The organism is Chryseobacterium sp. Mn2064 (assembly GCF_049319685.1).
Classification (GTDB): Bacteria; Bacteroidota; Bacteroidia; order Flavobacteriales; family Weeksellaceae; genus Chryseobacterium.
Window position 1 is genome coordinate 294,100 of record NZ_JBMOUE010000005.1, and the last position, 13,537, is coordinate 307,636.

Here is a 13,537-nt window from a genome sequence, read left to right on the forward strand (position 1 = left end):
TGATTTAGGTTTATACCATCATATCAGCACAGTTGGAACTTGCGAAAGCAAAAGGCTTAGCTTTAAACACATATCCCATTCCCAGAATATATCCCATGGCATCTTTCAGAGCCACATTGGATTTGAAATCCGGGTCGGTATTAATGTCTGCGTGTACCTCCATTTCCACACCATAAGTATCCAACACAGAACAGATAGCGTATGCGATTTCTACGGATTTGTTTACCTCATTCAACATTCGCTCTTTGATACTGATATTCTGTATTTCTCTTTCTTTTCTAATAAAGGTAAACGCTCCTTTTCCTTCACGAATAAACACTACTGCCGTAGCATAGTTGATGGCATCTCCGTATACATGGGAATCTGATCCCACACACACTTTAAGACGGTGTCCGTCTGCCTGTTCGCGGATAATGGCTTTTTCTACCAGCTGTGTGATAGAGTCCTGGAAAATTTTTCCATTCATATTCTGCCATGTTTGTTGTTGCGTTTCCATTTTTTCTACATGTTTTAAATTTCGTTTTAAATTAATTCTTGAACGATGAATCGTCGTTAGTTAAATTCATTATCGACTATTCATTTTTTGCACTCCGAACCGGACTCGAACCAGTACTATCAGTTTTGGAGACTGAGATGCTACCATTACAATATCAGAGTAAATAGAGTTGATTCATCAGGACTCGAACCTGAACAACAAGAGTCAAAGTCTTGTATGCTGGCCAATTACACTATGAATCAGATATATTGAAAACATTTGTAAGCGTACTGATTGCTTATTGTATGTTTTGTGGAACAGACAGGAATTGAACCTGTACCTCTAGTTTTTCAGACTAGCGTGCAACACCTTGTACACCACTCTTCCTGATATTATAAGTAATGAGTAATTGGTTATGAGTAATATGGCAATCTGCCGTCAGTATCATTACTCAATACTCATTATTTATATTCTGGTACGGAAAGAGGGACTCGAACCCCCAGAAGCCTGATCCTAAATCAGGAGTGTCTACCATTCCACCATTCCCGCAGTTTTTATAAGTAATCATTACTGTTTTTATGAGTACTTATTATTTTAGGTTTGAGAAAGCTCTGTCTATATTTATAAACTATGCCTGCTTTTGTTTGAAAGATCTTCTGCTCTTGACAAACCTTTCTCATTGCCTAATTCTACTATTCATTTTTTGATGTTCAGAAAAAAAGGCTGTCATTATTTTTATTGACTAAAGATCTCCTACGCTCGACAGACCTTTTTTCTCTTCTCTTATTTTTTGTGAGTGATAACTGGCCAATTCATTTTTTACATTTGAACTTTCATGGTATTATTATCAATTCAGGATTGACCAGTTCATTCACATCTGTACTCTATAAGGGAATCGAACCCTTGTTTTCTGCTCGAAAGGCAGGCGTCCTGACCGTTAGACGAATAGAGCAATAAAAACCAACCGACTAGGAATCGAACCTAAACAACAAGAGTACATTTCCTGCATGCTGCCATTACATTATCAGTAGGTATGGTGGAAGTAGTAGGATTCGAACCTACTCAGCAATGAAGCAACAGATTTACAGTCTGCCCCGACTCTCCAACTTCGGCGTACTTCCGGATTTCATGAGTTATTAATAATTTTTACTATTCACTCATTTCCCTGTTTTAAAAAGAAAAGGTCTGTCTTTATTGAATGTTTAATTAAAGATCTTCTGCGCTCGACAGCCTTTTTCTTTCTTAATAAAGGATTATTGAGATGGTTATGGGATTCAAACCCACTCAGCTTATGCAACGGTTTTGCAGACCGCCCCGACTCTTCCACTTCGGCGAACCATCAGGTTATTAGTTCTCAATGATCATTCATAGATGATCTCCCTGTAATCATTTTAACTTCCATTTATTGCCATTTCTAAAAAAAATAAAGCCTGTCTTAATTTTTTAATTTGATGTAAGAACTTCTGCGCTTGACAAACTTTATTTTTACCTAAAATTTTATAAATGATATGTTTTACTTTCTAACTGCTTTCATTGAGATCAAGAAAAGTTTGTCTGTTTTTCTGTGTTTGGCGTAAAGATCTTCTGCTCTTGACAAACTTTCACTTTTTCTCCTGAAACAATTAACATTTAGTTACCTGCGATTCTGGAAAGATTCGAACTTTCAACTTCCGGTTTAACAGACCGGTGCTCTACCATTGAGCTACAAAATCTTTTGTATTCCATAAGGGAGTCGAACCCTTGTCGTTCGGTAGAAAGCCGAATGCACTTACCACTATGCTAATGGAACCTATAGTCTGGAAAGCAAGATTCGAACTTGCGACCTCCTGCGTCCAAGGCAGGTAAACAACCACCGTTATCTTTCCAGTTTTGCAGATTCACTTCAATATTCTGTTCCGGGAGACAGCCGGAACTTACTTTTCTATGAATCTTTGCGGTCTATGCGAGAATCGAACTCGCAGTGCCCAAGAGACAGTCGGGCAGGTTAGCCATTACCTCAATAGACCTTTTATTGTAGTTCCGACAGGATTCGAACCTGTAACCCTGGGTTTAGAAAACCCATGCTCTATCCAATTGAGCCACGGAACTGTTTGTAATCCCAGAAGGACTTGAACCTTCAACCTTCGACGTATCAGGCCGACGCTCTAACCAATTGAGCTATGGGATCTTATATTTTGGGGTATCTCCGGGGATCGAACCCTGTTCTCCGGTTCCACAGACCGGCGCTTTACCAAATAAGCTAGAGAAACCATAAAAAAAAGCGCCTCTTTTTGGGAGGCGCTTCATATATTTTAACGTAAGAGATCATTAGCTGACCCACGTATATAAGCACCTTTCATCCACAACTTCACTATCAAGAATACACACAGCTCCTGTCGGTTCTTGTCCGAATAGTCTTGAATATTGATTGAATATGTTATGAAATTGTTTCATTTTATTTTTGTTTGTTTCTAAATTATTTTTAATTGAATCCTGAAAACCTGTTGCTTTCAATTTTCGGTTGCAAAGTAAATATGATTTTTTTTAACTCACAAATAAATTTTTAAATCAACTATTTGATAATCAATTAATTAAATGTAAATTTCAGAATAAGAAGTTCCTGTCCACAATAGTTTGTGGATATCTTAAATACCTAAATGACTGTCTCTCACTGGGTTACTTATCACTCTTATTTATCGTATTAAAGTTTCATTGTTTATTAAAAAATTTTCATGTTTATGGTTATTTTTTTTCATTCTAAATAATTTCTGACCTAAAAAACAAAAAACGCCTCGAAAAATCGAGGCGTTTCTGTCGTATTTTGATTAATTTTTTACAAGTTTACAGTAAATAATTTCCAAAGTCAGCACATTTCGCCTCATTCCATATCGTCCATTCATACCCGAATAATCCTTTATTAGAAGGACTTCCGAATAGTTCTGCATTGATATGTGCTCTTTGTATTGTCATAATTTTCTGGTGCAAAGATAAATCTTTTTTGTAATTATTTTACTATTTCTACAATAGGAGGAGATAAAACGGTTTGTTTCTAAGCCCTTTCTATAGCGGAATTGCTGGCTTCATATATAAAATTTTCAACGGTTCATTTCTTCGTCCAGCTTTTCCAGGCTTTTAAGTGTTACTGGAAGTTCTTTTAATTTCTGAACATTTTGTTCCTGCTTGTTTTAAATCTGGAAATATCTTTTAGGATTACCTCATCGTCAGGATTGAAGTATTTCAATTCATTCACAATTTCTGATCTTGACGCTACTTTTTCGGCGATGATTTCGTAAGCAATACTTCTGGCGGCTTCCTGTAATTTTACATCTTTTTTAAATTCATACTTCATTGCTTCCAGATAGGTGATCTTTTTGTAATCGGGAGTTTTTTCATATAAATCACGAATTTCTGTTTTCAGCTCGTTGATATCGAAAATATTAGCGAAATAATTATTCAAACAGTTGAATGCGTCTTTATCTTCTTCCCAGCCTTTCAGAAGTATTTTTTGAGCTTCCGGTATTTTCTCCATTTTTTTACGATAGATTAAGGAAGCCTTTACCATCTGATTATTGGCTGTATAATCATCTACAACCATTTGATAATAGGTATGGGCGTTTTTAAGATCATTAATTTCTTTATATAGATCGCCTACCTTTTCTTTCTGCTCCATTTCTTTGTAAAGGTCGATGGCTTTTTTATATTGCCTGGCCTTTTCATAACAGATGGCAGCGTCGGATTTGTTTTTTAGTTTTTTAAGATAAATAGCAGCTGCTTCATTATAAAATCCGCCGTCTTCCAGTGTTCTGGCTCCTCTATAATAATCTTTCAGAAGGTTGATATATACTTTTGCTGCTCTTTTATAATCTTTTTCAGCTATATATTTTTCGGCAAGATCTTCATATTGGCTTCTGATTTTATCGAACAACGAAGATTCTATATAGAAATTTCCACCGCCGGCTCTACTTCTTCCGCCGCCGGAACTTTTATCTTTCTCCTTATCTTCCAAAAGGGTAAGAACTACGAAAATGATTAAAGCTACAATGATAAAAATCACCAAAGTTCCGATAACGCTCCAGAAACTCTCATGAAAAAGCTGTGCTAAAATCCCAATGACCTTGATGACCGCCAAAATAAAAAATGCGGCCACGAATTTATCTATAAACTTCTGCCTATTCATCTTTATCAGTTTTTAAAATGGTTTTGTCTTCGCTAAAAAGACGGTAAAGAAGCAATATAACGCAGATTATGAGAATCCATACAAACCAGTTGTAGCCGAACATCTCGATCAAAGGATAGAAAATATACAACAGCATCCCAACCAGAACAACGATAAGAAAAATTTTAATTCCGTTGGGAACATTTGCTCCGCCAATATTCAAAGATTTTCTTTTTACGATAAAAGAATACAACCCTACAACACCTGTCATGAAAATAATTAACCAAATAATTTCAGAAAAAGAGATGTCCTGCTTCGAGTAAGGTTTTTCTTTTCCAAATGTTTTTACTTTTTGGGCATTCTTGGGATCAACAGGAGGTTCTATATTTTCTTTTGTACCATAAATTTTTCCTAAAGAGTCTTCCACCAGCATCTGTTTCTTTTTCAGAATGGTTTTTACAATTCCCTGATCGGCAGGCTTTCCTGAGCTCATCTTATTAAGAGAATCTGTAATTTTTTTCTTATATTTTTCTTCACTTTGAGCTAAATATTTCACAATCTTTTTGCGGTAAACTCTTCTTAAAGAATCTCTTGCCATTGTCATTTTATGATCCAGAGAATCAACGTCTCTGGATACTTTTTCAATAGGTCTGCCTCCGTTTTTCAGATATTGTTCATAGAGATTTTCTTTACTCTTTGTATAGTATAATGCCGTTACAGCAACATGTTCATTCATCAGATGATACCGTGTTGCTCCGTACATCGAATCGACCTTCATATCAATATCCGTAACACCGGATTGATAAGCCACAACAGGTTTTATCATATCTTTATTTATATCCGAAACGTTTTCTGATGTATTAAAAGGTATGGTCTTGTCAGAATCCTTTTTATTGAAATACATAAACAGTCTGGCCAATCCGATAACAATTAAAAAGACCCAAAATATCCAACGGTATTTTTGAGAATAGGTTGAATCTGAACGACCTTCCGAATCTCCACCGAATAATTTCCCCAACCATGAACTATGAAATTTAAATTTTCCAAAACCGTCTCCTCTTGAAGTTCCCATAATGTCTAGCGGAACTCCCAATTCTACAGCTCTGTCAGGGTATTTTTCAATATATTTTAAATACTTTTCAATTTCTTTTTGATTTCCTGCCATTACTTTTTTGAGATCAAAAGGAAGATTTTTCATCCATTCTTCCTCTGTTTGCGGAGCTTGTAATGCCTGGAGAACTTTTTCATCATCCATCTCCACGGTGTAGCTTTCTATTTTTTCAGGAACAGAAACACCGTTCAGAGGTTTTCTGATATTGGCTTCTATTTTTCCTGGTTCCAGAATCAAAGCCAGCCAATCTATTTCATCTGATAGTTTTACCAATCCAAAGTCGGGATGCATAATAATGAAAGAAGAGTCCAGCTGTTCCCAGTCTTCAGGATTGATTTTAGGATAAAAAGTAGTGTTTTCAGGAATAAAGAAACGGTTATCTACACATTGGAAGTAAGCATTTCTTCCGATTTCCTGCGGAGCATGGGGATCGAAAATAAGAAAACATCCGTACAATTCATTAGGGATATTGGATGGAATAGGAAAAGACTGTACGTCATTCAAATGAATCCCAAGATTTTCCATTTCCTGAAGCCATATCAATGGTGAGGTACCTTTAATCAAAAGGCCTCTTCTCGGATAATTATTTTTCGGGAAAGGTTGTATTCTAAGTTCCATAATCCAAAATCTGCTGTATAAATGCTTCTAAAAATCGGGTATACATTTCTTCAATCGGTTTCACTTTCAACAAGGTATGTTCCGGAAGGTAATATTCTGTTCCGCCAAATTCGCTGTACGTGGCCAGAGAGAGAAGTCCAAATGTAGTGGAAGGAATAAAAAATTCTTCAATTCCTTTATTACTGCTCCTGAAAGTTAATATTCCACGATTGTCAGCAATAATTTCGCTTCCATCGGGAAATATGAATTTATTTTTGTTCTGCTCTGCTAAGATTTTCATCTCCCACTCGTTCTTATAAAGGTTTAATGAATTCTTAGAGGTATTTTCCAGCTCATTTCCGGAAATAACGATATTATGGTTTTCATTAATTCCTATATTATAAAAATTGCTGATAATTTTCAAACCGCTGCCGTTCAGCTTTGTAACTTCCAGGTCTACTTTTTCACAGCTTTTCTCCAGTCCTCTGTTTCTCTCGGAAATCAATTCCAAGGAAACATTTCCATCCATATTAATTTTATAATACTCAGGATTGGCGAGGTAATACAGGTAGAAATTCTTACTAAAATACACCAGCTTGTAAGAATTGGAAAGATTCAATCCTGTAAGGTTTTGTTCTGAATATTCTTTCGTGTTCAGATTAAGCTTTGATATTAATTTTTTATCAGGTTGATACTGACAAAGTATATAATGCTGCTGTTTATTTCTTGCCAGAGCAAACTGTCCGCTTCGTCTCAGAGAAATATTTTCAAACAAAACTTCGCAACCGTGATAGGTTTTATAGTACTCATAAGAATATCTGTCATAATAATTATCTGAAAGGTAAGTCTTGAGCAGTTGCTTTTTCGAAGTCAGAATAAAAAACTCACCTTCATATAAAAAATGAGCAATCTTACCCTTCGGAGTTGGAAATAAAAGTGGGTAATTGAGCGGAAAATCGGTTTTCTTGCCACCGAAATTGCGTACCACATTTTTTTGCTTAGGCGGATTGGCCCATAACTCATGAAGAGGGAGTTTTATTCTCTGAATATGCTTTCTTGCTCCTTTATGATGCTTATAAAAATTAATTTCTCCATCAGAAGCAGTGGTTACCAGGAACTTTAGCCGGTCTCTATTTTCATGAATAATTTTCTGAAGGTTTTTCTCCGCCAGATTTTCATGATTGGTGATAAAAAAAACTTCAATGTCTTTTTGTGAATGTTCTTCGTTGAAAAACTTTTCCAGTGCTTTCGAAACTTCCAGTACAGGACTTACCTGATTCAGGCTTTCAATCACTTCTTCTACTTTATCTAAAGAAATCGGAGTTCCTGTCTGTCCCAGTGCAAACACTTTACATTCTGAATGGGCTTTGGGATGTTTGATCACAGCAATTGCGGATGCAAAAGCCAACACTTTCGGAGTTCCCCAATTTCTAAGTGAGGTATCGATCAGGATAATTCTTTCAAAAATATTTTCTTCGGGTGGGATTTCTCTTTGAATGTAGAGAGCCTCATTGTTGGCTACCCTATTCATGAATACTTCATCCTCATTGGCAAATTCAGACAGAAGCATTCTGTTGAAATCTCCTTTATTGGTCATATCTGAGATTCCTCCAATGGGCTGCTCTCCCGGAGAAAGATGTCGCATAGGAATTTTGAGTCCGCTCCATATTCTTTTGATAAGACTTCCAACCTGGAATGTCTTGGGCTCTTCTACCAATTCTTTTATAAAGTCACTATCGGTATCAGCAGTAGCTTCTTCTTCCACGACCTCATCATCAAGCTCCGGTTCTTTCACAAGACCTTTCATCGCATCAATGATAGACTGAACAGAGGGAAAGGCTTCGTTTTTGTTCAGAGTTTTAAGATCCCGATATACTATGGATGAAGTTGCTGCTTTTTTCTCAGCGCTTTCGGCAAGCTCATAAGGTCTTTTATAATATCTGTTTAAAATTGCCTCTGCCTGAGCTGAAGTTATTTTGGAATCTTTGCTTAGTAGCGTCTCCAGCAGAATGATTCTGTTTTGACCTTGTTTATAAACATTAGGCAGGTTTTTTATTTTTTCGAGGAATTCAATCGCTTCTTCAGTATCAAAATCCAGATCGGGTGTTTTGTAAAAATCTGCTGTACGTCTTAAAGGTTCTGCAAAATCAGTATAACCATCCTGCATCGCATATAAAACCATAATCAATGCTCCAAATGGAGGCCATCCGTACAGCTGAACCTCTTTAAGAGTTTCTATTACATAAGGTCTATAAGCTATTGCCCCTACTCCAGGGATAGAGAGGAGATTATTCTCATGATATCCGGCATCACCGGGAACATCTTCATCGGTTTTCCATTCCCAGAAATAATTTTCATAAGACTGGAAGTATCGCTTTAGTTCCATTCTGTTGATTTTTCAGTAAGACGGAATGAACTGATAGAAAGCGGCCGGAAATCTGAACTTTTTATTGAAAGACATTTCCCATTCTCATCCCATAAAAGCCATCCGTCTGATTCATTGTTATATTTTTGGTTTAACAGCGTACTTAGATTCTTAAACTCAAAATCCAGTCCGGCAGGTAATAAATGTTTATTGCTTGCCCAATATGTTTTTCCCGGAAGACTTAATAATGGGGTTCCCAGAAATAGAGCTTTCTCTCCAATCATCACCCACTGTATTTTTTCAAGTTTAAATTTCGGTATTGCAGCCATGCTTTCTTTAATATCGGCTATTGAAGACAATAATGCGATTACCGGCTGTTCTTCATTACTTTCCGTAAGGTTGATCTGAACTTTTTCATGGATTCCGAAATAATTATTGTTGGATATCGGGAGCGTCAGTTTTAAAGCCTTATCAATGGATACCCACAATAATGCCGTTCTCATCTTTTTGCTGGGCACCAATGCATTCTTTCTAAACAAAAGATTTTCACGAAGTTCATAGAGAACAAAATCCGGAAGCTGATATATTTCCGAAGATTCCGATTGTTCTTCTGTAAAGCCTTTCAGCCAGATCGTCTCATCATCCAAAGCAATCTGAATGTTTTTCCAGTCCCGGATGAATCCCAGATAGTCTTCTCCCGAACGGGGAAGTTCTGCCCAAAATTCTTTTATATGCTTTGAAGGATTTTCTGCCATAAGCTTTCAATTTCCTGTTGAATGTATTGTTTCTGTTCAGGGTTTCTGACCCAGTCACAACGGGTTTGCAGATATCTCAGTTTATCTTTGATCACGTTTTGTTCCTCGAAGTTCAACGCTCCTGTATTCCATTTATCCACAAGAATTTTCACATCTTTCATGACTTCTTCCGGATTGGGAGTTTTGTTCTGCATGGCCTGAGGATGAGACTTTGGATGATCATCTTTTTCGATGGTTCTGTTGATAATTCCTTCAAGAATTTCAATCTGTTCCTCGGTGTCCCAGATATGTTTCAGCACCCAAAGGTCTGAAAGTACCGCTTCATTTCTTCCGCAAATTAAAGCACTGGCTGCAATCAGATTCTGTAGCTTCACTGCTCTACGGTCAGAGATTGCGATGCCTGTATTCCTCAGGCTCATAATGGTATTCAGGTATACTTCGTAAATAGGTTTAAGATCTACCGTTTTACACAAGTTCTGAAGTTCTTTTATTTCCTCGGCATGAATTTCCGGGATTTCGGTTTCTTCTTCGTTTTCCAGTTTTCTTCCTGCGAGAAGAACCTGCTGCAATAGTTCAGGATTTACGTAATCAACATTAATTCTCACCAGAAAACGGTCGAATAAAGCATTCAAAGCTTCATCTTCAGGAAGAACGTTACTTGCTCCCACAAACATTAGTGCGGGAAGATGTTTGGTTTCTTTTCCTCTTTTAAATATTTTCTCGTTGAGAGCCATCAACAGGGAGTTCAAAATGGCAGAATTCGCGTTGAAAATCTCATCCAAAAATACCAAAGACGCTTCCGGCATCATTCCTTCGGTATTGGTAAGGAGTTCTCCTTCTTTGAGTTTTCTGATATCAAAAGGGCCGAAAATTTCGTTGGGTTCTGTAAAACGGGTTAACAGGTATTCAAAGTTTTTACCATCTTTTACTGTTTTGGCCAGTGTTCTTACGATAGCCGATTTTGCGGTTCCCGGAGGTCCATACAAGAAAGCGTTTTCTCTTGCCAGAAGGCAGATTCCCAATAAGTCTACTACATCATTCTTGCCTACGAAAGTATCTTTTACGTAGGTCAGAACCGTATTGAGTTTATGAATATTTTGAGTCATTGATTTTCTTCAGTTATTATTTTTAATTCTCTCCAGAAAGCATCTTTATACATTCCGAATTCTGCGATCAGCAGTTTATTGATGAACGGAATTTCCGCCAGTTTATAATCTTTTTTATGAACAATTCTTTCCAGATAGAGTTTCCGGTAGGTTTTGTCTTTAAGTTCTTCTTCCCAGTTTATTTTTTCAAGATCAAAATCGAGATCATATCCAATTCCTGAATAATGAAAAACGGACAGAATATCTTCAAGTATTTTTATGAGTTCGTCTTCCGGATCTACGTCATTTAACGCAATGATGATCTGAGGTAAAAATCTCAGTGAAAGATCTGCCGACAATATTGATGAAACATCTCTGCGTCCTTTAAACAATGGAATTAAAGTACTTATACTTTTGGTTGTATTTTCTCTGACAAGATAGAGTTGGGCACTATGATACAGAACTTTTGCTGCCCAGACTGCTGTTTCTTTATCACAGGTAATCTGGTCAGATAAAAATTCAAGTCTTTCTTTTTCAAATTCAGTTTCGAAATAATCTGCTGCCTCCGATTCTTCTTTTGAGGAAATCTCCTGTAAGTCTGAGAAAAGGGTGATGCATTCATTTTTTCTGAGAAGAAAGATTGTATCCAAAAACGGCGATTGGTTTTCCATCATCTAACAAAAATAAAATTATTTTGTTGAGAATAAAACTTTTAGTTGAAGGGATTGTCAATAAAATAGTAACTGTATTATTTTTTTACTACCAAACGTTGGAAAATATCATACAATAAAGTTTTAAAGAGATATAAATGAATGCTTCCATGAACTTTAAAAAAAAAAAAACAGTTCACACTTGTGATGTGAACTGGATCAGCCAACACGAATTTGGACTTTGAGAATTAAACTGTATTTTATTTTTTTACAATCAATTTATTATTCAACCATCTTCTGACCGGGATGTCATAGAATTTCATGAAAAGATATGCAAAGACAATAGAAATGATGACGGTTGCAATTCCTACCAACCATGTTAATGGTTCATTCAACGTATGTTTTCCGTTCACGGCCCAAGCCATATATACATACACTAGAGGAAAATGGGTAATATAAATAGGATAGGAAATATCACCTAAAAATTTACATAATCGATTGCCCTTTTCTCCGATAACTTTTCCACCTGCTCCCAATAGAATCACAATTGGGAACATTATGACCAAAGTAAAGCACTCATAAAAAGCATTTTGCCAATGCGCCGTATTTCCACCTAAACGAGGAAATACAAAAAGGAAAATAAGAAGAGCACTGGTTATTAAAAAAGCGTTTTTGGTATATTTTAATTTAGCTGTTCTGGCTAAGAAAATCCCCATTAAGAAAGGGAAAGCGAGTCTTGTAAACCCTATTCTCATCTGAACGGCATCATCAATAGACCATCCTCCAATGAGATCTCCATTAGGATTGGTAAAAGCATAGTGGATGGTTACTCCTGCGGAAATCAATACCAAGATTCCCAATACTAGTTTTGAAGCTTTCCTCAGGAAAAGAGCATATGCTATATTGGCGATGTACTCGAAAAATAATGACCAGGCAGGTCCATTCAGCGGATGCATTTCATTCCAGCCCCGTATATCCAGACCTTTACCTACGGGAATTACTGTCATTCCGATAAACATGACCAACAGTAATTTCCAGACCGGCGTTACAGCAATATTGCTCCAGCCTAAACCTTCAGAATATTGAAAATAAAATAAAAGAGCACCTACTAAGGAACCTATAATAATCATAGGTTGTAATCTTACCAAACGACGTAAGAAAAAATCTTTTAAAGTCATTTGGCTCCAACGGTTGTCATAGGCATAACTGATGACATAACCAGAAAGCATAAAGAAAAAATCTACCGCCAAATATCCATGATTGATCATTTGCTGGGTGTGATCTCCATTTGAAAATGTTTCAAAAACATGAAAAAAAACGACCACAATTGCCGCTACACCACGAAGGCCATCAAGAATTTCGTAATGAGGTCTTGATTGAGAAAGATTAAAAGATTGATTCATATTGTCTTAAAATGATACAATACAAAAGTAATATGATATTATTCGACTATATTGTCTTATATTTTTTTATCATTGTCTTATATTTACTTCATCATCCTGCTATGAAACAACAGTTAAAATATTATCCAAACAACAAAACCAGCACTTTCCATTTTGATCATGTTCATATTACATGGGATCAGCAGGTACCTCTTCACCAGCAGCAAACTTGGGAACTATCTTATATTATTACAGGAAGCGGAGTAAGAACTATTGGAAATACGGTTGAGAATTTTTCAAAAGGAGAAATTATTCTTATCCCTCCCAATATTCCGCATTGCTGGGCTTTTGATGAATCTGTATCCGATAATGATGGTAAAATTGAAAATGTAACAATAGTTATTGAGAATGATTTTCTGATACAGTGCAGTAGTCTTTTTCCTGAGTTATCTTCAGCTATTTCCGAACTTCAAAGCAATGAAAATGCAGTATCTTTTGAGGGCGAATTATTGGACAAGCTTCAGCTTCTTATGTATTCTATGATCTTTCAAAATCCTATTGAAAGACTTTCTTCCTTCATCCATTTATTAGAGTTGATCTCCTATTGCAAAGAAATGCATATCGTGGGAAGACCTGTTCTTGACAACAAAGAAGAAAGAACACTCCAGGCTATCCATCTTTTTATTTTAGGAAATTTTCAGCGAAATATTACCTTACAGGAAATTTCAAAATCTGTAGGAATGCAGAAATCATCATTTTGTGTATTCTTCAAAAAAATGACAAGCCAATCTTTTTTCACCTATGTCACAGAATTCAGGATAGAATCATCCTGCCAAATGCTGTTAAAAACAAAGCTGTCTGTAGCGGAAATATGCATAGCCTCTGGCTTTAACGATATTCCATATTATAACCGGGTGTTTAAAAGAATAAAAAAGGTAACCCCTACACAATATCGGAAACAATTTGAAGAATAGAATCTCTT

At 36.3% G+C, this 13,537-nt stretch carries 10 protein-coding genes and 14 tRNA genes; 1 reads left to right on the forward strand and 23 read right to left on the reverse strand.

Annotated elements, in window-relative coordinates; genetic code table 11:
- Nucleotides 1–10: 10 nt before the first annotated feature.
- The 23 genes from ACL9RH_RS18890 to ACL9RH_RS19000 all read right to left on the reverse strand — a co-directional run bounded on the left by ACL9RH_RS18890 (nt 11) and on the right by ACL9RH_RS19000 (nt 12,576).
- Nucleotides 11–496, reverse strand: coding sequence for a ribonuclease H-like YkuK family protein (locus ACL9RH_RS18890; RefSeq protein WP_422694903.1), 486 nt, complete (start codon nt 494–496; stop codon nt 11–13).
- Between the two features lie 90 nt (nt 497–586).
- Nucleotides 587–657: transfer RNA gene (locus ACL9RH_RS18895), tRNA-Trp, on the reverse strand.
- An 8-nt stretch (nt 658–665) separates the two neighbouring features.
- Nucleotides 666–738 (reverse strand) — tRNA-Gln (locus tag ACL9RH_RS18900).
- Nucleotides 739–788: 50 nt separating this feature from the next.
- Nucleotides 789–862: transfer RNA gene (locus ACL9RH_RS18905), tRNA-Phe, on the reverse strand.
- Between the two features lie 86 nt (nt 863–948).
- Nucleotides 949–1,024: transfer RNA gene (locus ACL9RH_RS18910), tRNA-Leu, on the reverse strand.
- 331 nt (nt 1,025–1,355) lie between these two features.
- A tRNA-Glu gene (locus tag ACL9RH_RS18915) sits at nt 1,356–1,427 on the reverse strand.
- A gap of 82 nt (nt 1,428–1,509) precedes the next feature.
- A tRNA-Tyr gene (locus ACL9RH_RS18920) sits at nt 1,510–1,596 on the reverse strand.
- A gap of 138 nt (nt 1,597–1,734) precedes the next feature.
- Nucleotides 1,735–1,816: transfer RNA gene (locus ACL9RH_RS18925), tRNA-Cys, on the reverse strand.
- A gap of 299 nt (nt 1,817–2,115) precedes the next feature.
- A tRNA-Asn gene (locus ACL9RH_RS18930) sits at nt 2,116–2,187 on the reverse strand.
- A gap of 5 nt (nt 2,188–2,192) precedes the next feature.
- Nucleotides 2,193–2,264 (reverse strand) — tRNA-Glu (locus ACL9RH_RS18935).
- Nucleotides 2,265–2,270: 6 nt separating this feature from the next.
- Nucleotides 2,271–2,342: transfer RNA gene (locus ACL9RH_RS18940), tRNA-Pro, on the reverse strand.
- 67 nt (nt 2,343–2,409) lie between these two features.
- Nucleotides 2,410–2,481: transfer RNA gene (locus tag ACL9RH_RS18945), tRNA-Asp, on the reverse strand.
- 8 nt (nt 2,482–2,489) lie between these two features.
- A tRNA-Arg gene (locus ACL9RH_RS18950) sits at nt 2,490–2,563 on the reverse strand.
- A gap of 5 nt (nt 2,564–2,568) precedes the next feature.
- Nucleotides 2,569–2,642, reverse strand: a tRNA-Ile gene (locus ACL9RH_RS18955).
- A gap of 8 nt (nt 2,643–2,650) precedes the next feature.
- Nucleotides 2,651–2,724 (reverse strand) — tRNA-His (locus tag ACL9RH_RS18960).
- A 571-nt stretch (nt 2,725–3,295) separates the two neighbouring features.
- Nucleotides 3,296–3,424 (reverse strand): penicillin-binding protein, encoded by a 129-nt coding sequence (locus tag ACL9RH_RS18965; protein ID WP_422694904.1) that lies wholly within the window; start codon nt 3,422–3,424, stop codon nt 3,296–3,298.
- 184 nt (nt 3,425–3,608) lie between these two features.
- On the reverse strand, nt 3,609–4,631 hold the full coding sequence (locus tag ACL9RH_RS18970) for a tetratricopeptide repeat protein (protein ID WP_422694905.1): 1,023 nt from the start codon (nt 4,629–4,631) through the stop codon (nt 3,609–3,611).
- Nucleotides 4,624–6,339 carry an APC family permease gene (locus tag ACL9RH_RS18975; protein ID WP_422694906.1) on the reverse strand — a complete coding sequence of 572 codons (1,716 nt, stop codon included), beginning with the start codon at nt 6,337–6,339 and terminating at the stop codon, nt 4,624–4,626. Before ACL9RH_RS18975 ends, ACL9RH_RS18970 begins: the two co-directional genes overlap by 8 nt.
- Complete coding sequence (locus ACL9RH_RS18980) at nt 6,329–8,704, reverse strand: hypothetical protein (RefSeq protein WP_422694907.1); 2,376 nt, start codon at nt 8,702–8,704, stop codon at nt 6,329–6,331. The genes ACL9RH_RS18975 and ACL9RH_RS18980 overlap by 11 nt, the downstream gene beginning before the upstream one ends.
- On the reverse strand, nt 8,695–9,438 hold the full coding sequence (locus ACL9RH_RS18985) for a hypothetical protein (protein WP_422694908.1): 744 nt from the start codon (nt 9,436–9,438) through the stop codon (nt 8,695–8,697). The genes ACL9RH_RS18980 and ACL9RH_RS18985 overlap by 10 nt, the downstream gene beginning before the upstream one ends.
- Nucleotides 9,411–10,544 (reverse strand): AAA family ATPase, encoded by a 1,134-nt coding sequence (locus ACL9RH_RS18990; protein ID WP_422694909.1) that lies wholly within the window; start codon nt 10,542–10,544, stop codon nt 9,411–9,413. The genes ACL9RH_RS18985 and ACL9RH_RS18990 overlap by 28 nt, the downstream gene beginning before the upstream one ends.
- Nucleotides 10,541–11,197, reverse strand: a complete 657-nt coding sequence (locus tag ACL9RH_RS18995) for a hypothetical protein (protein ID WP_422694910.1) — start codon at nt 11,195–11,197, stop codon at nt 10,541–10,543. The genes ACL9RH_RS18990 and ACL9RH_RS18995 overlap by 4 nt, the downstream gene beginning before the upstream one ends.
- A gap of 236 nt (nt 11,198–11,433) precedes the next feature.
- Complete coding sequence (locus ACL9RH_RS19000; protein WP_422694911.1) at nt 11,434–12,576, reverse strand: acyltransferase family protein; 1,143 nt, start codon at nt 12,574–12,576, stop codon at nt 11,434–11,436.
- A 101-nt stretch (nt 12,577–12,677) separates the two neighbouring features.
- Here ACL9RH_RS19000 and ACL9RH_RS19005 point away from each other — a divergent pair, with 101 nt between their 5' ends.
- On the forward strand, nt 12,678–13,529 hold the full coding sequence (locus ACL9RH_RS19005) for an AraC family transcriptional regulator (RefSeq protein ID WP_422694912.1): 852 nt from the start codon (nt 12,678–12,680) through the stop codon (nt 13,527–13,529).
- Nucleotides 13,530–13,537 lie beyond the last annotated feature (8 nt).

Excerpts from the sequence above, each read along its gene's own strand:
- ACL9RH_RS18890 (WP_422694903.1), bottom strand. The coding sequence starts at position 496 with ATGGAAACGCAACAACAAACATGGCAGAATATGAATGGAAAAATTTTC.
- ACL9RH_RS18985 (WP_422694908.1), bottom strand. The coding sequence starts at position 9,438 with ATGGCAGAAAATCCTTCAAAGCATATAAAAGAATTTTGGGCAGAACTT.
- ACL9RH_RS19005 (WP_422694912.1), top strand. The coding sequence starts at position 12,678 with ATGAAACAACAGTTAAAATATTATCCAAACAACAAAACCAGCACTTTC.
- ACL9RH_RS18970 (WP_422694905.1), bottom strand. The coding sequence starts at position 4,631 with ATGAATAGGCAGAAGTTTATAGATAAATTCGTGGCCGCATTTTTTATT.
- ACL9RH_RS18990 (WP_422694909.1), bottom strand. The coding sequence starts at position 10,544 with ATGACTCAAAATATTCATAAACTCAATACGGTTCTGACCTACGTAAAA.
- ACL9RH_RS19000 (WP_422694911.1), bottom strand. The coding sequence starts at position 12,576 with ATGAATCAATCTTTTAATCTTTCTCAATCAAGACCTCATTACGAAATT.
- ACL9RH_RS18965 (WP_422694904.1), bottom strand. The coding sequence starts at position 3,424 with ATGACAATACAAAGAGCACATATCAATGCAGAACTATTCGGAAGTCCT.
- ACL9RH_RS18975 (WP_422694906.1), bottom strand. The coding sequence starts at position 6,339 with ATGGAACTTAGAATACAACCTTTCCCGAAAAATAATTATCCGAGAAGA.
- ACL9RH_RS18980 (WP_422694907.1), bottom strand. The coding sequence starts at position 8,704 with ATGGAACTAAAGCGATACTTCCAGTCTTATGAAAATTATTTCTGGGAA.
- ACL9RH_RS18995 (WP_422694910.1), bottom strand. The coding sequence starts at position 11,197 with ATGATGGAAAACCAATCGCCGTTTTTGGATACAATCTTTCTTCTCAGA.